Source organism: Bradyrhizobium sp. CCBAU 53421 (assembly GCF_015291625.1).
Lineage (GTDB): Bacteria > Pseudomonadota > Alphaproteobacteria > Rhizobiales > Xanthobacteraceae > Bradyrhizobium.
This window is the reverse complement of the sequence record NZ_CP030047.1, coordinates 3,467,870-3,490,934: the sequence shown is the minus strand read 5'-3', so window position 1 is coordinate 3,490,934 and position 23,065 is coordinate 3,467,870. Positions and strand designations below refer to the sequence as shown.

Annotated in this window: 18 protein-coding genes; 1 reads left to right on the top strand and 17 read right to left on the bottom strand. The window is 61.1% G+C overall.

Annotated elements, in window-relative coordinates:
- Together XH92_RS16505 and XH92_RS16500 are read right to left on the bottom strand one after the other, a co-directional pair.
- Window positions 1-468 carry an acyltransferase gene (locus XH92_RS16505; protein ID WP_194460134.1) on the bottom strand — a complete coding sequence of 156 codons (468 nt, stop codon included), beginning with the start codon at window positions 466-468 and terminating at the stop codon, window positions 1-3.
- Window positions 465-1,526, bottom strand: coding sequence for a Gfo/Idh/MocA family protein (locus XH92_RS16500; RefSeq protein WP_194460133.1), 1,062 nt, complete (start codon window positions 1,524-1,526; stop codon window positions 465-467). The genes XH92_RS16505 and XH92_RS16500 overlap by 4 nt, the downstream gene beginning before the upstream one ends.
- A 384-nt stretch (window positions 1,527-1,910) precedes the next feature.
- On the opposite strand from XH92_RS16500, the gene XH92_RS16495 reads away from it, so the two are divergent.
- A complete protein-coding gene (locus XH92_RS16495; protein WP_194460132.1) occupies window positions 1,911-3,272 on the top strand; it encodes a hypothetical protein in 1,362 nt (453 codons plus the stop codon).
- Here XH92_RS16495 and XH92_RS16490 read toward each other — a convergent pair.
- The 15 genes from XH92_RS16490 to XH92_RS16420 form a co-directional block, all read right to left on the bottom strand.
- Complete coding sequence (locus XH92_RS16490) at window positions 3,269-4,573, bottom strand: nucleotide sugar dehydrogenase (RefSeq protein ID WP_194460131.1); 1,305 nt, start codon at window positions 4,571-4,573, stop codon at window positions 3,269-3,271. The two genes, XH92_RS16495 and XH92_RS16490, sit on opposite strands and share 4 nt — an antisense overlap.
- Before the next feature lie 158 nt (window positions 4,574-4,731).
- On the bottom strand, window positions 4,732-5,781 hold the full coding sequence (gene wecB / locus XH92_RS16485; RefSeq protein ID WP_194460130.1) for a non-hydrolyzing UDP-N-acetylglucosamine 2-epimerase: 1,050 nt from the start codon (window positions 5,779-5,781) through the stop codon (window positions 4,732-4,734).
- An 8-nt stretch (window positions 5,782-5,789) separates the two neighbouring features.
- A complete protein-coding gene (locus tag XH92_RS16480; protein ID WP_194460129.1) occupies window positions 5,790-6,701 on the bottom strand; it encodes an NAD(P)-dependent oxidoreductase in 912 nt (303 codons plus the stop codon).
- 7 nt (window positions 6,702-6,708) lie between these two features.
- The gene (locus XH92_RS16475) at window positions 6,709-7,896 is read right to left on the bottom strand and encodes a bifunctional 2-polyprenyl-6-hydroxyphenol methylase/3-demethylubiquinol 3-O-methyltransferase UbiG (RefSeq protein WP_210345558.1); all 1,188 of its coding nucleotides are present in this window, start codon (window positions 7,894-7,896) and stop codon (window positions 6,709-6,711) included.
- The gene (asnB, locus tag XH92_RS16470; RefSeq protein WP_194460127.1) at window positions 7,857-9,719 is read right to left on the bottom strand and encodes an asparagine synthase (glutamine-hydrolyzing); all 1,863 of its coding nucleotides are present in this window, start codon (window positions 9,717-9,719) and stop codon (window positions 7,857-7,859) included. The genes XH92_RS16475 and asnB overlap by 40 nt, the downstream gene beginning before the upstream one ends.
- Before the next feature lie 6 nt (window positions 9,720-9,725).
- Window positions 9,726-10,871, bottom strand: coding sequence for a glycosyltransferase (locus XH92_RS16465; protein ID WP_194460126.1), 1,146 nt, complete (start codon window positions 10,869-10,871; stop codon window positions 9,726-9,728).
- Window positions 10,872-10,916: 45 nt separating this feature from the next.
- On the bottom strand, window positions 10,917-12,464 hold the full coding sequence (locus tag XH92_RS16460; protein WP_194460125.1) for a glycosyltransferase family 4 protein: 1,548 nt from the start codon (window positions 12,462-12,464) through the stop codon (window positions 10,917-10,919).
- A 25-nt stretch (window positions 12,465-12,489) separates the two neighbouring features.
- On the bottom strand, window positions 12,490-13,884 hold the full coding sequence (locus XH92_RS16455) for a glycosyltransferase (protein WP_194460124.1): 1,395 nt from the start codon (window positions 13,882-13,884) through the stop codon (window positions 12,490-12,492).
- A gap of 56 nt (window positions 13,885-13,940) precedes the next feature.
- Entirely contained in the window at window positions 13,941-15,356 is a 1,416-nt protein-coding gene (locus XH92_RS16450; RefSeq protein ID WP_194460123.1) for a glycosyltransferase family 4 protein, read from the bottom strand.
- Window positions 15,357-15,405: 49 nt separating this feature from the next.
- Window positions 15,406-17,352, bottom strand: coding sequence for a glycosyltransferase (locus XH92_RS16445; RefSeq protein WP_194460122.1), 1,947 nt, complete (start codon window positions 17,350-17,352; stop codon window positions 15,406-15,408).
- A gap of 78 nt (window positions 17,353-17,430) precedes the next feature.
- Window positions 17,431-18,891, bottom strand: a complete 1,461-nt coding sequence (locus tag XH92_RS16440; protein ID WP_194460121.1) for a glycosyltransferase — start codon at window positions 18,889-18,891, stop codon at window positions 17,431-17,433.
- Window positions 18,892-18,912: 21 nt separating this feature from the next.
- The gene (locus XH92_RS16435) at window positions 18,913-20,046 is read right to left on the bottom strand and encodes a DegT/DnrJ/EryC1/StrS aminotransferase family protein (protein ID WP_194460120.1); all 1,134 of its coding nucleotides are present in this window, start codon (window positions 20,044-20,046) and stop codon (window positions 18,913-18,915) included.
- A gap of 63 nt (window positions 20,047-20,109) precedes the next feature.
- Window positions 20,110-21,315 (bottom strand): bifunctional 2-polyprenyl-6-hydroxyphenol methylase/3-demethylubiquinol 3-O-methyltransferase UbiG, encoded by a 1,206-nt coding sequence (locus XH92_RS16430; protein WP_194460119.1) that lies wholly within the window; start codon window positions 21,313-21,315, stop codon window positions 20,110-20,112.
- Complete coding sequence (locus XH92_RS16425) at window positions 21,316-22,371, bottom strand: ATP-grasp domain-containing protein (RefSeq protein ID WP_194460118.1); 1,056 nt, start codon at window positions 22,369-22,371, stop codon at window positions 21,316-21,318.
- Window positions 22,368-23,063, bottom strand: coding sequence for a metallophosphoesterase (locus tag XH92_RS16420; RefSeq protein WP_194460117.1), 696 nt, complete (start codon window positions 23,061-23,063; stop codon window positions 22,368-22,370). The genes XH92_RS16425 and XH92_RS16420 overlap by 4 nt, the downstream gene beginning before the upstream one ends.
- Between the last annotated feature and the right edge of the window lie 2 nt (window positions 23,064-23,065).

The following is a 23,065-nucleotide window of genomic DNA, read 5'->3' as shown; positions in this document are numbered from 1 at the left end:
CTATTGGCTCGCCAGCAGCCGGCGCGCCGGATTGCCGGCATAGGTGCCGGGCGTCGTGATATCCTTGGTCACCACCGATCCCGCGCCGATGACGACGTCGTCGGCGATCCTGACCGGCATGATCGTGGCATTGGAGCCGATCGACACCCGGTTGCCGATCACCGTCTCGCGCCACAGCTCCTTGCGTCCACGCGCCGGGCCACCGGTTGCGAACGTGTCGTTGACGAACATCACGCCGTGTCCGACGAAGCAGTCCTCGCCGATGGTGACGAGTTCGCAGACGAAGGCATGCGATTGCACGCGGGTGCGCGCCCCGACGACCACGCCCTTCTGGATTTCGGTGAACGGCCCGATGAAGCAGTCGTCGCCGAGCGTGCAGCCATAGAGATTGCAGGGCTCGACGATCTTGACGCGCTCGCCGAACGCGACGTCGCGCACGGCGGCCTGATGCACTTCCGGCCGGTTCACGAAACGATACCCAACCGGCTCAAGCGCGGCGTGAAGCGCAGCGCGACTTCATCGCCGGTTTCGATCGACTCATAGAGGGCCGAGATCAGCTCCAGGCTCTTGCGACCCTCGAGCCCGTCGACCAGCGCCGCGCTCTGGTTCTCCAGGCAATCGACCACGTGATGATAATAGGCTTGATGGCCGAAACCGTAGACGTTGGGCGGGTTGACCGAGAACTTCTCCACGACGTCCTTGTCCGACGGCAGTTCGTCGACAAAGCGCCAGTGCCGGATCTGGTTGACCGCGAAGCCGGAAATCTCGACCGTGCCCTTTTCGCCCAGGATCGACAGCGAGCCCTCGAGATCGGTCGGGCGCGCCGCGGTGGTCGCCTCGATGATCCCGAGCGCGCCGTTGCGGAACTTCAGCGTCGCGACGGCGGTATCCTCGGTTTCGATGTTGGCCAGCGCCGTCGTCGCGCGCGCATGCACGCTCACCACGTCGCCGAAGAACCACTCCAGCATGTCGACATGGTGGCTCGCCTGATTGGTCAGCACGCCGCCGTCATAGGCCCAGGTGCCGCGCCAATCGTCCTGGTCGTAATAGGCCTGGTCGCGGCACCAGCGCACCCGCACCGTCCCCAGGATGAGCTTGCCGAAGCGGCCGGCATCGAGCGCCTCGCGCGCCTTGACCACCGGCACGTTGAAGCGGTTCTGCTTGACGATGAACATCTTGACGCCGGCCTGGTCGCAGGCCCGGATCATGTCGTCGGCGTCCTGCAACCGCAGCGCCATCGGCTTCTCGACCACGACGTGCTTGCCGGCCCTGGCGCAGGCGATCACATGCGCGGGATGCAGCCCGCTCGGCGTCAGCACGGCAACGGCGTCGATATCCTTGCGGCCTAGGAATTCGTCCATGTCGTAATGGGCGGGAACGCCGAACTTCCCGGCAATCGCATCGGCACGCGCGCGAAGCGGATCGCAGACTGCAACCAAGCTCGCTCCCGCGATGTGATTGCCACCCAGGAGATCGGAATGGCGCTTGGCGATACGCCCGCACCCGAGCAGGCCAAATCTGATCATGCAACAGGCCCTGTCTTGTCTCGTGACCGGCCATTGCAGCCGGCCGAAGAGCCGAGGGAACAAGCGGCCTTGCGAGCCGCAGCATAGCGTCCATTACCCAGAAAACGCGGGATAAGGCAAGGCCTTGCCCGGATCGGACAGCACGACGGGTGGATTTGTCGCTGAAGCCACCCCCGCCACGGCAACGCGTCGGAGCTGCAGGCAGCAATTGCATCACCGAGCAGGAAAAGCAGCAACAACCTCTAGCCTATCCTTGTCGTCCTACCGGGACCGTGCCATGGGTCCAGGAAGCGTCATCGTGTGGCGATCATCCGGGCCCGCCCGAATACGACGATCACCAACGAGACAGTCCAAATGCAGGGCCCGGTACGGCAGCAGATGAGAATGAACCATCGCGTGATGCAGCCGGAGCCGGATTTGCGCTGGCGCCAGGCCAGGCTTGCCCTGCTCGCCTATGCCCATGTCGCGGTTTGCTGCATCTCGCTGTACTGCATCACGATCACGGATTCCTTTCCGGGCGTCGTCGGCTTCGACAAATCGCACCTGACATCTGCAATCCTGAACGTTCTGGCGTTCAGTCCCGTCGTCATCCTGTTCGCTGTCAGCCGCTTCAGCTTCGGCTATCTCGTCGGCTTCTACTTCTACGTCATGGTGCTGGGATATCTCTGGCTGATCGAGTTCTCGCTGCTCGACTACGATCACCGCCTGGCGCTCATCTCGATCGTGCTGTCGGCACTCGCCTTCCTGGTTCCCGCGCTGTTTATCACCTCGCCAGTGCGGCAGGCTGTGGTCATGCCGGCACGCGCCTTTCACCTGATGCCTTCCGTGATCCTGATCGCCTCGGCCGCGATCATCGGCATCGGCGCGCTCTACAACCACAAACTGGTCGCGCTCAGCGAGATGTACAAATATCGCGCGGAGGTCGCATTGCCGGCCGTCCTGCGATACGCGGTCTGGATCGCCTCAAACGCCCTGCTGCCGCTTGCCTTTGCCTGCTTCGTCACCAGCAAGCGGTTCTGGCAGGCCGGGATCACGCTCGTCCTGATGCTGCTGTTCTACCCGATCATGCTGACCAAGATGGCGCTGTTTGCGCCGGTGTGGCTGCTGTTTGTCGCGCTCGTCTGCAAGCTGGCCGAGGCCAGGGCTGCGACGATCCTGTCGTTTTTCCTGCCCGTCCTGATTGGCTTGATCCTGTTCGTCCTGGTCAAGACCGATATGTTCCCACTCACCCCCGGACTGGTCTATTTCGGCACCGTCAACACCAGGATGGTTGCGATCCCGTCGCTCGCCCTCGAAATCTACAACAACTACTTCTCGGCACATCCGTTGACCCACTTCTGCCAGATCAACGCGGTGAAGCTGGTGGTCGCGTGCGCCTACGACGAGCCGATATGGGCCGTGATGGCGAGGTCCTACGATCTCGGTGCCTTCAACGCTTCGCTGTTTGCCACCGAAGGCATCGCATCGGTCGGCCTCGTGCTCGCCCCTGTGTCCGCACTGGGCTGCGGCGTGATCATTGCCCTCGGCAATCGCCTCTCGTCCGGCTTGCCGCCACAGTTCATCCTGCTATCGGCCGGCCTCCTCCCGCAGGTCCTCCTCAACGTACCGCTTTCGACAGCCCTGCTCACGAACGGCACCGGGCTGCTCTTCCTGCTCTGGTACATCGCACCGCGGTCGGCCTTCGACCGGACGGCAGCGCCGGCAGTCGCAGCAGGCGACCACCGGCCAAATGCCGAAGCTGCCTAGGCGCGAATGATGTTGTCCGCCGGCTGAGGAAACTTTCCGCGACAATCGACCAGCAGCGGCGCGTGCGCGCCGAGCAGTTGATAGTCGAACTTGTCGTGGTCGGTCGCGAGCAGGACGCAATCGAAGCGCCGCAGACTGTCCTCGGTGAGCGCGACGCTCGACAGATCGAACGAATGCGCCCGCATCTTCGGGAACGCCGGGACGTGCGGATCGCTGTAGGACACCTTGGCGCCGAGATCGCGAAGCCGTTCCATCAACGCCACCGACGGCGATTCGCGGACGTCGTCGACATTCTTCTTGTAGGCGATGCCGAGAACCAGGATCGAGCTGCCGCTGATCGACTTGTGCCTCTGATTGAGCGCCAGCGAGATCTTCGACACCACGTAATCAGGCATCGAGGAGTTGATCTCTCCGGCGAGCTCGATGAAGCGCGTGTGCATGCCGTATTCCCGCGCCTTCCACGTCAGGTAGAACGGGTCGATCGGAATGCAGTGACCGCCGATGCCGGGACCGGGGTAGTACGGAACGAACCCGAACGGCTTGGTTGCCGCCGCACGGATCACCTCGTGAATGTCGATCCCCATCTTGTCGGCAACCATCTTCATCTCGTTGACGAGGCCGATGTTCACCGAGCGGTGGATGTTCTCCAGCAGCTTCGTCAGCTCGGCTGCCTGGGTCGAGCTCACCGGAACGACCTTGTCGATCACCTGACGATAGAGCGCGAGGCCGGCCTCGAGACATGCAGGCGTGCAGCCGCCGCAGACCTTCGGGATCGAACGCGTCGTGAAATTCTGGTTGCCGGGGTCTTCGCGTTCCGGCGAGAAGACGAGGAAGACGTCCTTGCCGACGGTGAAGCCGCACTTCTCGATGCGCGGCTTCAGCTCCTCCTCGGTCGTGCCGGGATAGGTGGTGCTCTCCAGCGACATCACCATTCCCTGGTGGAGATACGGCAGCAGCGACTCCGTGGTGTTCAGCACGAAGCTGAGATCGGGCTCGCGGTACTTGTTGAGCGGCGTCGGAACGCACAGGATCAGCGCATCGACTTCGCGCGCGCGAGAGAAATCGGTGGTCGGCTCGAACCCAAGCTCCGTCGCATTCTTGATGCTGGCGCCCGAGATATGCTCGATATAGGAACGCCCGGCGCGAAGCGCGTCGACCTTGGTCTGGTCGATATCAAAGCCGATCACCTTATAGCCGACCTCGCAATAGCGAAGCATCAAGGGCAGGCCGACATAGCCCAAGCCGACGATGCCGATCTTGGCCGTTCTCTCGTTGAGCTTCGCGATCAATTCGGAATTCATTTCATCACTCGTACGGGGTTGTTACGGATAATCGGCCTGAAAACCATCTAACTGGGGCCTCTGATAGCGCCATAGCGGCAAAGCCACAACCCTTGGCAGCCGTGCTGGCGGCCTCCTTCGGCGCCGCGGCACGCCCGGCCATATTCCCCACGGCGAGGCTAGCGCGGACCGCCCGAGTTCAGCAGGCGCGCGACATGGTAGGCGGCACGGCCTGTCCCATACTCGTCGATATCGCGCCGCGCGGCCTGCGACGACTGCTTCCAGAGCCGGTTCCAGCCGTGCGTGATGGTCTCGGTCCACTCGGTCTCATCACGCAATGTGATGCACGGCACGCGATGGAAGTAGGCCTCCTTCTGCACCCCTCCCGAGTCCGTATAGACTTCAAGGGCATTGTGCAGAAGCTTCGCCATATCGAGGTAACCTACTGGATCGATGACCTTCAGGCCGTCCAGATCGACCCCCATCGCCAGCGCCGCCTGCCGGGTACGTGGGTGCAGCGGGAGGACAACGGGAAATTTGCGCGACTGATCCTGCAGGAACTGCACGACCGCGAGAAGCTGCTGCCGATCGGCGGTGTTCTCGGCGCGATGGATCGTCGCGAGCGCATATGCCTTCGGGGCCAGCCCGAGATTGCTCAAAATCGCCGAGCTCTTCTCGGCCTTGTCGGTCACGAACAGTGTCGCATCATACATCACGTCCCCGACGTGATGGACGCCGGCCGTCACGCCTTCAGCGGCCAGATTGGCAACGGCGGTCGTCGTCGGACAGAGCTGCAGCGCGGAGAGATGGTCCGTCACGACCCGGTTGATCTCCTCCGGCATGCGGCGATTGAACGATCGAAGGCCCGCCTCGACATGCGCGACCGGAATATGCAGCTTCGACGCCGCGAGACCACCGGCCAGCGTCGAATTGGTATCGCCATAGACGACGACCCAGTCGGGCTTTTCCGTAAGCAGGATCGGCTCGATCGCCATCAGCATACGTCCCGTCATATCGCCATGGCCGCCGCCATTGATATCGAGATGATGTCGCGGCCTCGGAATGTCGAGCTCCTCGAAGAAGACATCGGACATGTTCGGGTCAAAATGCTGGCCGGTATGCACCATCACTTCCGCGAGCCCGTCGGTCTCCCGGATCGCGCGGCTGACGGCCGCGGCTTTGATGAACTGCGGCCGGGCACCAACGATGGTCAGTATCTTCAGCGTCATGGATTCTACTAGCGGTGTTGGGACTGAGCCAGACGATGATCCGCCGCATTGGCAAGGCTCGCGGAGATCGTCTTTTCAATCCCGTCCTTGAACTGCACAAATCGCCGCAAGTCCAGACGAGATGCAAGGCGGCTCAGATCAGGGACAATGTCGACGGAAGGGGTGTTCGGGTTCACGATTTCGAACTTCGGTTCGACGCCGAGCTGCTGACCTATCGCGTTCGAGATCTGCCGGATCGAGAGCGTCTCGGCGGCCGCCACGTTGAGCGTATCGGTCCATGACGACGCAATACTCGCAAGGATGACCTCGACGATGTCGTCGATGAAGGTCGGCGCGAGGCGGATCCCCTCCGTGCCGCCGGAGAGCTGGATCGCCGCGCCGTCCTGGATTCTGCGTATCAGCTGCGGAATGAGCCGATCGCGCTGGCTAGGGCCGTACGGAAAGAACAGCCTCAGAATGCTCAAGGAGAAGATGTTGGAAAACGGCTTCGCAACGACTTCAGAAGCAAACTTGCTTGCGCCGAGGAAGCCGGGGGGTGTCAGGCCGGCATCCTCTCTCAGCGCTCCGGCGAACGGCTCGTAGACCGCTCCCGACGAAAGCAGGCAAAAGTGCCTGGCCGCCGCCCGAGCCGCCCAATCCAGCAGCCGCATTGTCATGCCGACGTTGACGTCAAACATCTCGCGCGAGTCCGCAGGGAAATCGCGGTAGCGGCGCGATTGAGCGGCATGAACGACGACATCGATCGTCTTGGGGAAGCCGGCCTCCTCGACCGACGCCGCTCCATCCCAGACCACCTTCGTTCCGAAGGCGACCGACGTTCCCGGCCGGCAGACGCAGAACAGCTCATGCCCCTCGGCCACCAGCCGGGGGCCGAGAGCAGAGCCGACGAAACCGCTACAGCCCGTCAATAATATCCGCATGCCCGTGTCAGACCGTTGGCTTCGTCAGCAAGACTGAAATCCCGTTCGGATTGGAGTCATTGAAGGTATAGTTCTTGACCCCGAGCTCCTTCATCCAGCCCGCAACCTCGTCATCGCTGTGCTGCCAGGCGTTGTGCGGATGATACCAGTCGAAGTTGACCATGTTGTTCGTTTCATAGTCGAACGCCTCGTTCCAGAAGCACTTCAGGAAGTTATAGTACAGCAATCGCTGAACGTTGTGCGTTCCTGCGGGAATCCCCAGCACCGGAATCGGCTTCTCAAGCGTGATCGTGGCGTTCAGCCGCGATAGCTCTCGACCCAGCTCCGTAATCCCTTCGCATGCCGCATAGCATTCCTCCGCGGAGAGCGGCATGAAATTCTGGCGAACATGGTCGTCGGCGAAGACGCGCACGGCGCCCATCTTCCGGTAGACATAGAAGAAGAACTGGCCGCCGGGCCTGACCTTGCGGTACAGGGCCTCCACCGCCGCCCTGGTGTTGGGCGTGTGATGCAGCACTCCGTCCGCGATGATGAAGTCGAACGTGTCGTCGGGGAACGGAGCTTCCATCAAATCGGCCTGGACGACCGAGCAGTTCTCGAGATGACGGGTGTTCTCGAACGTCGTCAACGCCGCATCGGACACGTCGAGTGCAAACACCTCGCCCGGACAGTTCTCGGCGATGAACCTCGTGTTGAAGCCCGACCCCGGACCGACCTCGAGCACGCGCTGCTTGGACCGGTAGAAGGCCTTGAGGGCGTCCAGATCGGGCAGCCCGAGCTTCTTGCAGTACCAGCCGAACAGGAATTCCTTGTGCTCGGGTTCCAGCCCATACTGCTTGAAGCGGCGCCACTTGTCCGAGAAGGTCTGATTTGTCTTGGCTTGCTCGTGGGCTTCCGGCCGGCTCTGCGCGGCCGCCGGCTTCGGCAAGCCGTATCGCGAGCAGAAATCGGTCAGGTCGGGCTGCATCGGGCCGGTCAGGAAACAGGGAACCCCGTGCAGGATCGGATACCACAGCGATGCATCGGGCGTCCGAAGGACGCCTTCGATGACCTGGCCATCCTGTTGCGTGAAAGCCTCAAGCTGAAGCTCCATTCCGTTCGGACGGAGACGTGAAGACGCAACGGTTCGCATAAAACTAGCTCCTACAACTGCAACTAATGGAGGGCGCCGCCATAGGCACCATGCTGCTTGCACCAGGACTCGAAGCTGAGCAAGCACCAGATCAGCGCGACATGGTTTGCCTTTTGCTCGAAATGCTCGTCCAGAATCCGGCGCACGAAGTCGTGCCGGAATACGCCTCGCTGCCTGATGCGGGATTCCGGGAGTTGCTCCTCAATCCATGAGCGCAGAATCCCTCTGTACCAAGAGGCGTCCGGAGGACCAAACCCCATCTTCGGTTTCCGGTAAATCGTGTCGGGCACCAGCGGCCGGACGGCTTCGCGAAACAGGATCTTGCCCGTGCTGCCGTCGGACAGCAGGCCCCAATCCACGCCGAGCAGATAGTCGACCAGCTCGTTATCCAGAAGCGGCACCCTGGTCTCGAGGGAATGCGCCATCGACAGCTTGTCTTCCAGCGACAGAAGACCTGGAAGATAGGTGGTCAGGTCGACGTGCATGACGGCGTCCCAGGGGTCACGCGACGGCACCGCCTCGATCGCACCCCCGATCGCGGCGATCGGATCGAACCCACCTGCGGCGCGCAGAAATTCCGGCGTGAAGGCATCACCGATCTTCTCGGCCGACACCGGGACGTTGAGGCTTGCCCGATAGAGCGCAAAGGCATCCTTTGAGGCCGCCGGATCTCCCGCCGCGGCACGAAAGCGCTGCATCACGCGCTGCATCAGGGAAGCCGGAGCCGCCCGCGGCACGATGGCGTATCTGCCGACATAGCCTCCGGTGACTTCGTCCCCGCCCGTACCCGATAGCACGACCTTGGCGTCCTGGGCGACGCGTTGCGCGATCAGATAGTTCACATAGGCCATTCCCATGCGGGGATATTCAATCGCCCCGACCGTCGCATCGAGATGACGGGCCAGGGCATCCTGCGGCACCATGAGTTCGACGCGTTCGATGTTGAGCTGCTTTGCAACCGCCCGAGAAAACTCGCGCTCGTCGACGAATTTGTCGACACCGACATTCTCGAGATCGAAGATGCACGAATAGGCGCGGACGACCGGATCGATCTGGTGCGCACCCGCCGTGATCGCCGAACTGTCGATGCCGCCCGACAGGTAGGCCATGACGGGCACATCCGCGGCCAATTGCCTGCGCAGCGCCGCCTGCAAGATCTCGCCGAATTCGCCCGAAGCCCGCGCCAGGCCAGGCGCGTATTTGCGATTGTAGGAGGCAGCCCAATAGGTGCCGCTCGAGCTTCCGCTCGCCGTGATGCGCTCGAACGTACCAGGCTTGAGGAGGCGGACGCCCCGGAACGGCGTGCGCCCTCCCCAATTGTTCATCAGCGTGAAGTACTCCAGCGTCGCTGACGCATCGAACTGCTTGTCCACCAATCCGCTGGCGTACAGCGCGCGCACCTCCGAGCCGAACACGAGACCCTTGCCGGGCAACTCCGCGACGTAGACCGGTTTGATCCCGTAGCGGTCGCGGGCGATCACCAGCTCACGCTGTTTTTCGTCCCAGATGGCGCAGGCGAACATGCCGTTCAGCTTGTTGAACAGCCTGTCCTTCCACTGCTCCCAGCCATGGACCAGAACCTCGGTGTCCGAATGGTCGGTCGCAAAAACATGCCCGGCGGCCTCGAGCTCTTTCCTCAGTTCGCGGTGATTGTAGATCTCGCCATTGAAGACCACCCATACGGTTGCGTCCTCGTTGCTCATGGGCTGGTTGCCCGTGGCGAGGTCGACGATCGCAAGCCTGCGGAAGCCCAATGCGACGTCCGCCGTCACATGGAATCCGCCGTCATCAGGGCCGCGGTGCTCGATACTGGCGGCCATATTCCGGATCCGGGCGTTCGCGTCCGGACAGGCGCCAAAATGCAGAATGCCAGCAATGCCACACATCTGAATCTACTCGACCTCGGTGCCGGCGGGCGCCAGCACGAACTTGCTGTCGGGGCTGCGATAGGCCGCAATCATCGCCCCGGCAATATGATCAGGATCATGCCATCGCTCGACATAGCGGCGAGCCCGCTTCCCAAGCTCCGTCCATTCGGCGCGACGCTCGAGAATGGCCGCAAGATCTTCCGTGAGCCGTCCGGGATCGACGTTCAGGATCGCAAGATCATCCCGCATGGCCGGCGGGATGAACTGCAGGTCGTTTTCCCTGACATAGCACACCACCGGCTTTCCCATCGCCATCATCTCGACGGCAAAGCCGCCGTACCAACCTGCAAGCACCTGGTCAATGGCAAGATCGGCGGACCTGTAGATGGCCATCGCCTCCTCATGCGTTTTCTTTTCAACCAGGATCAGTTCGAAGTCGAACCGGGACTTCAGGCGCTCCAGCGCATCGAGGATCATCTGCGTGCCCTTGATACTCGGATCGCTCGGCGCGTGGACAATTCTCGGCTTGCCTTCAGCACGGGGATACTCGGGCGTGAAATGACCGATCTCTACATTGGCGTAAGGCAGGAACTGCCCTCCCGGAACGACGTGCCCCAATTCCGGATTGAGGTAGAACACGCGGTCAAACAGCGGAAGCACGCGATCGATCAGGCGGGACCGGCGCGCATCCAGCGAATTGACGCAGGCTTCATAGGCGGAGCAGCGCCCGCTGGCGCACATGGTCCACTGGTTTCGCCGGTTGCCCTCGCCCGCCAGCCGCGCGTCGCATCCCTGCAGGGTCATGAACCTCTTCTTGCCCAATCCCTTGGCAAGTTGGAGATCGATGGTCACGAGCCGATTGAGCAGCGGCCCCATCCGGCCTACGCCCTCGAACGCATAGCCTGGATACAGGAACGTCGTTCCAAAATAGTAGTGCAGCACGTCATAGCGCAGCAGCGCCGATAATCCGAACCACGCGCTTCGGGCCACTTTCTGAAAGTCGGTCGCCGTGTCGTCGTACAGAACCTTGTCGGCCGGGTACCGAAACCAGGTCCCGCTTCGAACGACCAGGTCGCTCGTGTTTCCGCGCCTGCGCTCGGCACGCGAGAGCGACCAGGGCTGATTGCCGATATTGAAGGGGCCGTGAAGGATTTTCATCTTGCTGAGCAAATGTGACGATCTGTGCGCGTCGCTGTCATGTATCACTGTGATGGATCAGGCGCGAACAGCTTCGATCTGCCGTCGATACGCCGCCAACTGCAACTCGACGATTCTCTCCGCGGAGTGATACTGCCGGATCCAGGCTGCTCCGGCAGCACCGATCCCATGTCGGTCGTCCTGATCCGCGACGATCCTGCGAAGCGCCTCGGCGATCTCACTCTCGGTCGACGCCGACAGGATGGGAGGCGCTTCGGAAAAGAATTCCTTGGCCATACCCGAATCCACGTTCGTGATGACGCGCCTGCCAAGCGCCAGCGCCTCAAAGGTAATTCCACCGAATGATGGAAGAACGAACTGATCCAGCACAGCGTGGCTGCGGAGATACGTCCTCCACAATTCCGGTTTGCGCATCGGCGCGAGCCACTGCACCTTGTCGTCGAGACCCAGGCTTCGTATGAGCTCCCGCGAGGCGTCAAGGTCGCGTCCCCAGGCGATCATCGCAAGCCGCAGCGCAGGCGCTTGCTGCGCAACGCTTGCAAAGGCCCGGATCAGCCGGTCATTGCCCTTCACCAGGCTGGGGTCCGAGTCCCGCCAGTCGTGGCGGGTCGGATGAAAGACAACGACCTGGTCGTCGGGCGGCCTTATCGCGCTATTCCTGGCCCCGAATTCGACGAGCTTGGCATCGTCGAACGCATGCGGAAGCGGAGTGATCCGATCCGGCAGCACCCCAAGCCGCCGTGCGGCAGGCACGCAATCGATGTTGGTGACAAAGACATGGTCGGCTCCGAGGAACACGGTGGCGGTGAGCCGCCCGAGGCCATCGTCCTGAAACGGAATTGCTCGCAACGTTCCATGCTCATATGCGAAATAGGAGCGCCGGGCGAGCAGCGGCCAGGCACCGTCGGTTGCGTAGGCCTGGATGACGTCAAACCGATCCAGCAGGCTCAAAAGCGGCGCGAGCCGTGCCCGGTAGCTGCCGAAGTCTGCGGCGCTTGGCGGAGAACCTGGCGCACTCCCTTGCCGCCAGACATCAACAAGCCGCTTCTGCTCCGGATCATCCTTCGACAGAACGCGGCGCATGAAGATGTCGTGCGCCATTGCGGGGGATCGGCGAATCCTCCGTTTTATCTTCTGGCCGAGGCGGATCACGCGGGCGGACGCCCGCTGCGAACATACCGACTGCCGGGCTCGATCCAGTGAGCGTCGAAATTCATCGGCCAGATCCAGCCGCCCGCCAACCTCAGCACCGATCATGGCGCAGCACAGATTCAGCGGTCCGGAGGCAAACCATCCCGGCCGCTGGTAACCTCCGAGATCGACCCCGGTCCAATCCGGAAAGAACGGATCTCCGAGGTCTCCCTCAAACGTCGCCTCCTCCCATTCCGGGGAGGCCATGATGTGGTAGTTCTCGTAGGCGATGACGTAAGCGTCGATGCCGTGCTGGCGCTGGATCCTGGCATTGTTGAACGCGTTGTTCGCGATGTTGCCGAGGTGCAGCACGCGCAGCGCCCGCCCATGCTGTTCCCGGAAACGCCGATGCCAATCCAGCCCCTGTGGCTGCGGCGAGCGCGCGATCACGCCTGAGATGTCGACCGATGTCACGGAAGATGCCCTTGCAGTCCGGTCATCAGGGAGTCGTCCCGGCGAGCGCGCTGAGACTTTCCGAAGCAGGCTGCATCGCGATCTGGAAAGGATGCTGCCAATTCCTCACGGGGAGAATGGCGTTGCGGCGGGCGTCCTCCTGCTCCTGCTGGCTCCGAATGCGATCGACGATATGAGGCGGAAAGTCTGCAGTGTCTCGATATAGCTGTCCGAGCCGGGCCGCGATTGCCGATATGCCGTGCCAACGCTCGACATAGCGCCGGCCCTGCTCGCCGATAGTGCGAAGGCTATCCCGATTGCGGATGACCCACAGCAATGCCTGCTCAAGCTCATCCGGTGTTGCGTTGATGATCGGGCATTCCTCCGGCGCTTCGACCAGATCCGGACTTCTCACGAAGCTCAAGACCGGCTTGCCGAGCGCCATCGCCTCGAGCGCGGTGTAGCCGTAAGCCCCGCCGATGAACTGATCGGCCACGATGTCGGATTGTGCGAACAGCGCGAGAACCTCGCTGTTGGGAACGCCTTGTATCTTGCAATATTCGATGTCGTATCCCTGCCCCTTCAGCCTGTCGATCGTTCGCTCCAGGTACTTCGAGCCCTTGAAGTGCGTGTGATTTGGCGCGTGAGCGATGCGAAGGGGACCGGACGGCGGCGTATCCGGGAAAACCGCATTGAACCGATCCAGATCCAACGGCCAGTAGTTGATATGCTTTGCCGTGGGCATGTAGGTCAGCATGTCGCCGAGCGACACGAGAGCCGTTGCGGACTTGGTCAATTCGGAAACATAGCGTTGCGCCTCTGCATCGTGACACGTGCAATATTTGGGCGGCTCCGTGCAGTCGACGCAGAAATTCCACTTGCCGAGGGCCAGGGTCGCTAGCCTGGTACGAACGTCGGCACCATACGCGTAAATGTAGACCCGCTTGCCGGCCCGGCGCAGAGCGGCAAGCTCCTCGAAATTGATCTGCAAACGCTCCGCCGAATCGAGCAAGCCGCGGTCGGCGAAGAAATGAAATACATCGTACCGAACCAGAGCCCATGCGAGCACCAAACGCTGGAACGCGAGCCCAAGACCAGACTTGAGCGCCAGAAAGTAAGGCCGTTGGAGATTCAGATCGAAGCGGGACGTCACGACGTAGGTGACGTAGACAAGAGAGGTCGATTGAAAGCCAAGCGCCCGATCTGCCCTGGCCTTGAGCTGCAGCGTCAGGATCGGCGTTACGCCCCACAACGTCCTCAGCGGTCCGCGCCGCAATCGCACGGCTCCAACCGCCGGAGCGACGCAAACCGCAAGTTTCAGAATAGCAATCGAAAGCGCAGCAGCGGCCAAACCCAGAAGCTTTCGCGGCAGCGCCCGCAGCTTGCGGCGGACGATTGTCCCCCATCCCGGCGACCTCGCGATCGACCAGCTCGTGAGCATCCACTCTCGAACGCTCCGCGGCAACACAAGCCGCGCGAGCGATCTCAGTCGATCTCTCATTGCGCGGATCCGCGTTGCGGCGGCTTTCTTGGAGACAGGCTATCGTAGAGCGAAACGACCTTCCGCCACTCCGACTTTGCATCCAGCTTGGCGAGGGTCTTCCGCGTGCTGGCGGCGAAGGCCGCCCGGAGCTGCTTGTCCTGGACCATGCGGTTGATCGATTCCGCAATGGAACGCGGATCGTAGGGATCGAATGTCAATCCAACCTCATTCTCGACGACAAGACGCTTCGCCTCAGGGTAGTGCGCAACGAGGACGGGAAGATCGGCCGCCAGATATTCAAAGATCTTGTTGGGGAGCGCGAAGGTGAAGTTGCGGCACAAGGCCGGCAACGTCCAGATTCCGGCATCCGCCCCTCGGGCGGCCGCGACAACGTCCTTCGACGGGACCGGCGGAATAAGCACGACCCTGCCCTCCACGCCGATGCGCTGCGCCAATGCCAGATAGTTGGGCCCGAACAGATCGAGAGAAGGACCCCGAATGACGAAAGTACTATCAGGGGCATATGCAAGCGCTTCAATGATCGGCTCGATCAGGCGCGTCGGGCCGGTCCCGCCCTGCCACAGCAGAACGAACGTCGATTCCGGCAACCCCAGTTGCTGCTTCAGCGGCGGATACTCGCGCGACGGCGTGACCGCGATATCGGGAATGTTGCGGACCACGACGGGACGGCTACCGCCGAGTTCGTCCTCCATTGCATCCGCAATTGAGTCACACACAGTGATCGTGGCTGACGCCTCGTTAAGACAACGAACTTCCAGCTCCTGAAGCGCCCGCTTCCACTCGGCGGGGTACGGCGCCCAGGCGGACTGCTTCGTGTTCCAATGAACATTTTCCGAGAACCACTCGTGGAAGTCGACCACAAGGTGCGCGCCTCGGTACTTTGCGGCGGCCATCGCAGCATAGGCCGTGGAGAGATCATGCGCATGGAACGCAAACGGCTTCCGCTTCACCGCCTCCAGGTATAGCTGTTCCGCAAGGTAACCCGGCTGCTCGCTCATGAACGTCGCCGCCGTCCAGTCGGCGTGCTGAACATGAACGCGCGGTCCCCAATCTAGATTGAAGGTTGCCCCTGCACCCTTGGTGGGCTCGGGACAGATCACCGTCACATCGTAGCCGGCGGCGCCAAGTGCACGCGCTTCTCTCTCGACTCTCGGGTCCACGCGCAGATCGGAGACGACAAGCATTACCACGTCGCGACCAGACGCAGATCTGCCGATCTGTCTGTTTCGCGACGTAGCATCAGCCGCAGCGGACATCTTCGGGATTCGAGCCTGCACGAACCGCGCGCGACGAATCACAAGCTCCGAGGTGAACGCATTCCACCGGCCGAAAGCGAAATAGAATACCGGCCGCAACGCGCGAAAAACAGGCGGATACTGCTTGATGAAGGATGAGATCTGCTTAAGCATCGTTTGTGACAACTCTAAGAAATCAGCATCGGCGTCGCGGGAAACGCCATCACCACTGCCCTACCAGCAAATTGTTATACGCTTTGCACTGGAGAGCGACAATTCTTTCCGCGGAATGGAAGGTCGACATCCATTGAGAAGCAGCCTGGCCTCGGCCTCGGGTATCAAGAGGATCCTGGATGACTTCCCGCATTCGCGTAGCGCATTCAGCGACGTTACCGGCCGCGAGCAACGGCGGCTCCCGACCGAAAAACGTGGCCGTCTGTTGCTGGTCGATGGCTGAAATCAACCGGACGCCCAACGCCATTGTCTCGAACCCGACACCGCCGAGAGCTGGGACAATGAACTGGTCAACCACCGCATGCGAGACGCAGTAGCGCTGCCACAGCTCGCGTTTGGACATAGTCGGGACCCATTCAACCAGATCGGACAGGCCTAATTCCTCGATCAAGTCCTTGCTGTCCGCGACCTCCTGGCCCCATTCGACGAATACGAGCTTGAAGCTTCTCGTTTCGCGCGCGACTTCGGCCGCGGCGCGGATGATCACGTCGTTGCCCTTCAGCCAGGATGAATTTCCGCGCTTCCAGTGGTGACGAGAGGGACTGAAGAAAATGACAGGCCCGCCTGCCGGGGGACTTAATTCCGGGTGCGCGTCGCGGAATGCGCGCAGCTTGTGATTATCAAACGCGTGCGGGAGATAGAATACCCTATCCTGCTTCAGTCCCAATCGCTCGACCGAAGGCAAGACGTCCGAATTTGTGACGAACACTGCGGGCGCGCGCTGAAACGAGATCCGACAGATCAACCCGGTCAGATTGTTCTCGAACGGGATTTCGCGCAGCGTTCCGTGCTCGTAGCAGCAGAAATTCTTGACACCGTTCATCATCGGGATCAGGCCGTCGATCGCATATCCCTGGATGACGTCATAGTACAGAAGGACGTCTTCGAAGGGTCTTGGATGTTTCGTTACATATTCCTCACGATAGCTGAGTGACTGACCATCGAGCTCGGCAGGGTCGCTCCTGATCTCGTCCAGCAGCGTCTCGATTTCCTTTGCTCGCGTGACGGGATCCGACATCGATCGCGCAACGCAGCCGGTTTCCGAGACCGGAATGAACCTGAGCATGACGCGCTCCACGAGCGCAAGGAAGCTGTGGGTCAGCGAGCGGGCAAGCGAAGACGATCTTTCCCGAATTCCGCCGGTGCGTAGCCAGCGAACATCCTCCCGTAACGCACCGAGTGCGGAGCGAGCCTCCGCATCGGCTTGCGGACCCCGGCGCGCAATCTTCAACCATGCAGCAGCCGAGACTCTGTCCAGCCAATTCGTCTCGAATTGACCTGTGCTGGATTCACGCCCGAGCACGCCGTTTGCGACGAACGTTCCAAGCCATATTCTGTACAGGCTAAGCGGTTGCCTGTTGCCATACCATGACCGACCCGGCCCGCTCAGCCAGAGCAGGAATCTCAGATGCGGAGGAACATATTTGGCGAGGAAGCCCTTGCTGTCGCCGGAACGAGCGTCCTGAAGAGCGGTCAACTCCAGTTCCAACCACTTCAAATATGCCGTGCTTCTCCAACCCGCGTTCTTGGCGCGAAGATATTCAATGCAGAGCGCGGATGGCCCCTGAACAAACCAACGTGGCCGCTTCCATCCCTTCAGACTTGTCGCCCACCAATCCGGCCTGAAGTGATCCTGTCCAAGCGCCGAGGATCCCCCTTGCAGCGCGCCATCCTCCCACTCAGGGCATCCCATGATGTGGTAGTAATTGTAGCATAGCACGTCTGCCTCGATGCCCAGCTTCCGCTGAATGCGGGCGTTGTTGTAGGCATTGTTTGCTATGTTCCCGATGTGAAGAACCCGAAGCGGCCGGCCCATTCTTTGCTGAAAGTCGTCGATCAAGCGCAACGCGCGTGCGTTTTCCGCCTCAATCGCCTGCGTCGAGTCGCTTTGATTCAAATGGCTCGCGAGGCCGGCTTCGACGTAGGGAATTGACACTGGTTCAGGCGCCCCGCGCAGTGGTTACGGGCCTGCAAGGCCAGTTCGAATTTTCGAGCAAGGATCGGTTTGACGACATCACGAATTCAGCGCCTTCGCGCGTTCGGCAAGTGTTGCTTTCAGCGGCTTCGACAAATCTGCGGTCGCCACATATAGATCAGCCAAATGCGCACCGAGCGCCTCTACCGAGTAGTTCTTCCGGACATATTCAGGGCCCGCGGCTCCCGCCCTCGAAAGCCGTGTGCGGTCCACAATGAACTGATGCAGGACTTCCTTGATGGTATCCGGATTTGCCTCAATGACCGGACAGGCTTCGCGATCGGCGACCGCTACGCCGTCGTGCAAATAGCAGATGACGGGACAGCCCGATGCCATCGCTTCAACGGCAGTCAAGCCGAAGGATCCGCTGATGAGCTGGTCGACAAGAACGTCGACCGTCTGCATCGCCTCCAATATTTCATGGTGCGGCTTCCCGCTCAGTTGCAGGAGCTCGACTGCATGACCTTCAGCCTGCAAGGCGTGGATTGCGCCTTCCAGATATTTCGTCCCCTTGAAATAGCCGTGGTTCGGAAAGTGACCCACAACCAGCTTTCCATCCGTTTGGGACCAGGATCGCCGGGGGGAGAATTTTTTAACATCGACCGTCAGATACGGCACGTTGCGTGCGCCTGGGATCAACTTCATGGCCAGCCCGTGCGCAACCACGGCCGTCGAGTACTCCCTGATGACACGCAACATGGCGGCGCCGCCGGCATCGTCGCAGACACAATAGACACCTGGATCAGGACATTCGGAGCAGAAGTTCCACTTTCCAAGCGCCATGTTTTTCTCGCGCGTTCTGTGGTCGGCACCGTAGGCGTAGGTATAGAGCCGCTTCCCGGCCTGGCGATAGATTTCCATCTCGCGCACCGCGATTCCGAAGCGGGGACTGCCATAGCCACCGGCTGGTTCGATGATGCCGCGATCATTGTAGAGGTGAATGAAATCGAAGTTGGCAATGGCCCAGATCAGCATGAGCCATCGAAACAGGAACCAATCCTCGCCGCGCTCGGCGACGAGGCGCGCTTGAAGTTCCGAGCATACGAAATCAAAGTTCGATGACGTATGGTAGGTCGTGAACACCAGCGAGCTGGCGTTCACGCCCAAGGCGCGATCTGCCGCAACGCCCGCGCTCAAATTGACGATCGGCGTGACGCCCCAAAGCGAGTTCATCTCGCCCCGCAGCAATCGATCGCCACCGATCGCACGACAATCGGCCACCAGAGCCTCCCAGAAGTCGCGAGCGTCTGGGGATCGATCGGGATTCAGAAATGGTCGCAGCGCATCCAGCAGTGAGGTGAGGAGCTCATAATCGCGCTCGGTAGCAACCCGGTTCAGATTCTCGATAATCGCCTGATCTATGCGCCTTCGCTGCTGTACCGGAGAAAGCGCGGAGACAGCTGCGCCAAAATTATGGTTCTTTCGCGCAAACTCGGAGAGCCTGGGAAAGCGCGAGCCCCCCAGCGTGGAGCGAACCGACCGAAACAGCTTCGAAAACACCGACTGCGTTCCGCGCTTGTCTCAAGCGCTGGCCCGATTGATGCAATCAACCACCCGGCGCTGATCCTCCTCCGTCATGTTCGGGAAGATCGGCAATGTGATCGTCGTGTCCTCCGCAAGCGCCGCGTTCGGAAACTGCTCCGGGCGCAGGCCATACTTGTTCTTGTAGTAGCCGAGCCGGTGCACCGCATGCGTGCCCGGCCGGGTCTGAATTCCCGCGGTGGCCAGCGCCGCCATCACCGCGTTACGGCGCTCGCGATGTCCATCAAGGACGCGAATAACGTAGGATTGAAATGCATGCCCATCAGCGTCTCCGCCGAGCGGCCGCGCAATCGAGTTGTTTCCTGCCAGCAGCTCGGAATAGCGATGCCCAAGACGCCTGCGTTCTGCCAGCAGCCGGTCGAGCTTGCCCATCTGCGCGACGCCGACCGCGGCCTGGATGTCGGACAGGCGCAAGTTGAAGCCGAGATTGTCAAACGTCGCCATCGTCCACGGACCGTGAGGCTCGATCGACGCATCCGGAGCGCCGGTGGAGCCGTGGTTGCGCTGCGATCGCACGCGCTCCGCAAGGTCATCGCGGTTAGTCGTAACTGCCCCTCCCTCTCCCGTCGTAACGGCCTTGCGCGGGTGAAAGGAGAAGCAGCCAATATCGCCGATCGCGCCGACGGGCTTGCCTTTGTACGTCGTGCCGATCGCACAGGCGGCGTCTTCGATGATGGCGATGCCGCGCGGTTCCGCGATGGCCCTGATCTCGTCCATCGGTGCCGCGAGGCCAAACAGGTGGACCGCGACGATGGCCTTCGTGCGTGGCGTGATCGCGGCTTCCAGCCGTTCCGGATCGATATTGAAGGTCGACAGATCGACATCGACGAAGACCGGCTTCGCACCGACGTATTCGGCCGAGTGCGCGCTCGTTACCCACGTGAAAGCGGGAACGATCACTTCGTCCCCCGGCCCAAGTTTCAAGGCCAGGGTCGCCAAATGGAGCGCCGCGGTGCATGACGTGCACGCCAGCGCGTGCTTGACGTCATGCTTCTCTGCAATGAGCCGCTCGAATCGTTCCGTGAGCGGCCCCTGCGTAACCCATTTCGAGTCGAGGCACTCCCGCAGCAATGCAATTTCAGTTTCGTCGAAACTCGGTTCTGTGATGTTCATTGGATCGTTACTCTCGGTGCCTGAATCCGGCAAGGGGCTGAGGGACAGGTCTTTGACCTGAGCTCAGGCCGAATATACTTCCACTCCGTAAGGTACCAGCTTCGCCTTCACCTGATCGAAATAGACCGGGCTGATCGCCAGCGCCACGTGCCGGATCCCCAATTCCTTGATCTTGTCGAGACCGCCCACCGGACGTCCGTTCAAGCCGCTTCCCCACGTGGAACGATTTTCATCGAGATAGGCCGCGATCTTACCGGCGTCGAAGCCGAGGTAGAACGGCGCAAACAAGCCCGACGACCCCAGGCCGAAAATGGCGAATGGCTCGCCGGAAGCATCGGCCGCCTTGCGGCACCGATCGATCGCATCCATCGCGCTCTTGGCCACCGTCGCGTTCTGATCGACTGTGTGCAGATTGAGCTCTGCCACGTTCACCGCATGCGGCTTCGGAGCAGCAATCTTCCTCAGCAGAACGAAGATCGGCACACCGGCCTCTTTCGAGGACATCACATCGAATCCAGCGGCATGCGCGAGCGATTCCAATGTATGCAGGGTGAGCTTCGAAAGGTGATCTGCGCAGAACAGATCGTTCGGGTTCTTCGCAAAGTTGGGAACACGAATGTAGAAGAGGCCGGCCTCCTTGAGGTGCCTGTGCGCCCACTTCAGCATGTCGAGCGGGTTCTCGACATGCTCCAGGACGCCCAGGGCGACGATCAGATCGAAGCTCGCCGCCTCGGCGTCGAACTCCTTGTAGTCGCAGCGTCGAAGCGAAGCGGTTGGAAATCTCTGCTGCAGCACGTCGAATGCCGAGCTCGGCTCGAATGCCGCCGCGCGCCAGTCGCGGGATTCTTCAAGAAAATATCCCAGGAAGTCGCCCTTTCCGGCACCGATCTCCAGCACCGATCCGTCCGCCGGCAGACTGGTCATCTCTCTCAAAATCTGGTGCGTGCGCTCCGCCTGGGAGATGGGAGCCGGACCCGAGAAGCTCTGGATTGCCGCGTCCGGGCTCTTCATCATCAGATTGTAGCTGTCCTTGTAGAAGGCTTCGGCCCGGCCCCTCGTTCCGCCGGCGTTGAAGATGAGGCCGCATTCCTTGCACAGCCGGTTCTCAAGCGATGCCTCGCGAAGCACCATCATGTCGGATGTGATGCAGGTCCCGGAGAAGGACGGATAGATATCACCTAGCTGCGTCGATTCGCATACCGGACATTGCGCTTTCATAAACCTGCTCCTTGTTGATCCGCTGCCGCCTGTCGAGTTCAGAACGCTCACTTAGCCAATCGAATGCTCTTGCAAGCCCCGCAGGATCGTCATTTCCTTGTATGGAAACCGCACCGGGATGTTCTCGCCGTAGACATCTCTTCGAACGAGAATGTCCGGCTCGTTGTATCCAGCCATTGCCCTCAGCGAGGTTGTTCCCGAAAATCGGGGATTGATCTCAAACGGAACGACGGCACCGTTCACGACACGGCACTGCACGTTGATCGGAGCTCTCGGCGAAAGGGAGCCGGCGATTTTCTCGCACGCGCTTCGCACGTCGGGCCAGTCGGCAACATGTCCCTGAGAAATGCCGGTCGATATCACGAGCCGCGAGCCGAGATCGGAACGGCCCGACCGGTTCGGGACCTGGGTACGGATCGTCAGGGCGTTATTGATGACCCGCCTGATGGCAATCGAATTGAGGAAGGCGCCATCCGAGCCGAACAGCACGCCGACCGTATATTCATCGTCCGAGGTCCCGATATATTCCTGGATGATGAAGGCCTCACAGGTTGAAAGCAGATAGCGCGAGAAGGCGAGCAGCTCTTCGCGCGATTGAACGATGAAGACATTCGCCGACCCGCCGCCGCCGACCGACGGCTTGAGGATTGCCGGCAGGGTCTCCCATTGGTCGAGATCCGGCAGGGCGCGCACTTCCATGAAGCTCGGCGCCGGCAATCCACACGAGGCCAGGTGAGCCATCGTTTTCGTCTTATCCTGACAAATCTCAAGGACCGTCGGCGGATTCACCGGCACGTACAGGCCGTCAGCCTCGAGCGCGGCACGCGCGCGGCTCAGAACGGCCATCTCGGGTTCGGACCCATGAAAGACGGCAACACATTTTTCCGATTGGGCCAGCGATCGGAGCTCATCCAGATACGCGGGGTGGCTCGCCCGCGGCAATTGCACGAACTTATTGACCAGGTTCCGGTTGGCACACAGATCGCTCATGTCCGTGCCGACGATGTCGTACTCGAGCTCGCCCAGCCGGAGAGCCTTGAGTATCTGTTCGCCGTGACCGCCCCCGCCGATCCCCGTCAGCAGAACTTTCGCACGTCTACTCTTCACGATTGCACCTCATTCGCGTTGAAAGCGGCGCACCTCTCAAGCAGGGAAGCGACCGGGGGCGCAAGCGGGTAGCGCGACAAGGCTCGACGGCAGGGTCCCGAGATATCGAACCGGATGATCTCTGCGGCCCGCTCGAGCGGATCGAAGATACAAACCGATCCCCGAAGGTCACTTCCTCGCGGCAGGCCGCAACTGCCGACATTGACGAAGAGCTTGTCCGCATGTCGTCGCACAAAAGGATGATGTGTGTGTCCCATGAAGACGACATCAGCGTCGACCTCCGCAAAGTCCGACAGGCTGCTGTCCGGATATACGTAGCCTTCCAACGGGTTCTTTGGGCTACCATGAACAAACAGGATCGTTCCACGCTCGTCGCGGACGGTCAATTTCGACGGCCAGCTCCCGACAAAGTCGCGCTCATCGTTGCTCAGCAGCGCATACGTCTCGCGATGACGATAGATCGCCTCGCGGTCCGCAGCCGTCGTTTGCCGTACGAGCATGTCGTCGTGATTTCCTCTCACGACCGGGATGCCGGCGGCCTGAAGTGCGCCGACAACTGCCTTTTCCGGGATGTACCCAACTGCGTCCCCCAGGAAGTAGATCACATCGGCTTTCGCGTCCGCCAGGATGGTCAACGCCAGCTCGAATGCTTCGATGTTGCCGTGAGCGTCGGACAGAATGCCGAAGCGCATGT

Bases quoted from the DNA above. Each gene is read 5' to 3' on its own strand.
- XH92_RS16480 (WP_194460129.1), bottom strand. From the start codon at position 6,701: ATGCGGATATTATTGACGGGCTGTAGCGGTTTCGTCGGCTCTGCTCTC.
- XH92_RS16450 (WP_194460123.1), bottom strand. From the start codon at position 15,356: ATGCTTAAGCAGATCTCATCCTTCATCAAGCAGTATCCGCCTGTTTTT.
- wecB (WP_194460130.1), bottom strand. From the start codon at position 5,781: ATGACGCTGAAGATACTGACCATCGTTGGTGCCCGGCCGCAGTTCATC.
- XH92_RS16420 (WP_194460117.1), bottom strand. From the start codon at position 23,063: ATGCGCTTCGGCATTCTGTCCGACGCTCACGGCAACATCGAAGCATTC.
- asnB (WP_194460127.1), bottom strand. From the start codon at position 9,719: ATGTGTGGCATTGCTGGCATTCTGCATTTTGGCGCCTGTCCGGACGCG.
- XH92_RS16495 (WP_194460132.1), top strand. From the start codon at position 1,911: ATGAACCATCGCGTGATGCAGCCGGAGCCGGATTTGCGCTGGCGCCAG.
- XH92_RS16500 (WP_194460133.1), bottom strand. From the start codon at position 1,526: ATGATCAGATTTGGCCTGCTCGGGTGCGGGCGTATCGCCAAGCGCCAT.
- XH92_RS16455 (WP_194460124.1), bottom strand. From the start codon at position 13,884: ATGCTCACGAGCTGGTCGATCGCGAGGTCGCCGGGATGGGGGACAATC.
- XH92_RS16435 (WP_194460120.1), bottom strand. From the start codon at position 20,046: ATGAACATCACAGAACCGAGTTTCGACGAAACTGAAATTGCATTGCTG.
- XH92_RS16490 (WP_194460131.1), bottom strand. From the start codon at position 4,573: ATGAATTCCGAATTGATCGCGAAGCTCAACGAGAGAACGGCCAAGATC.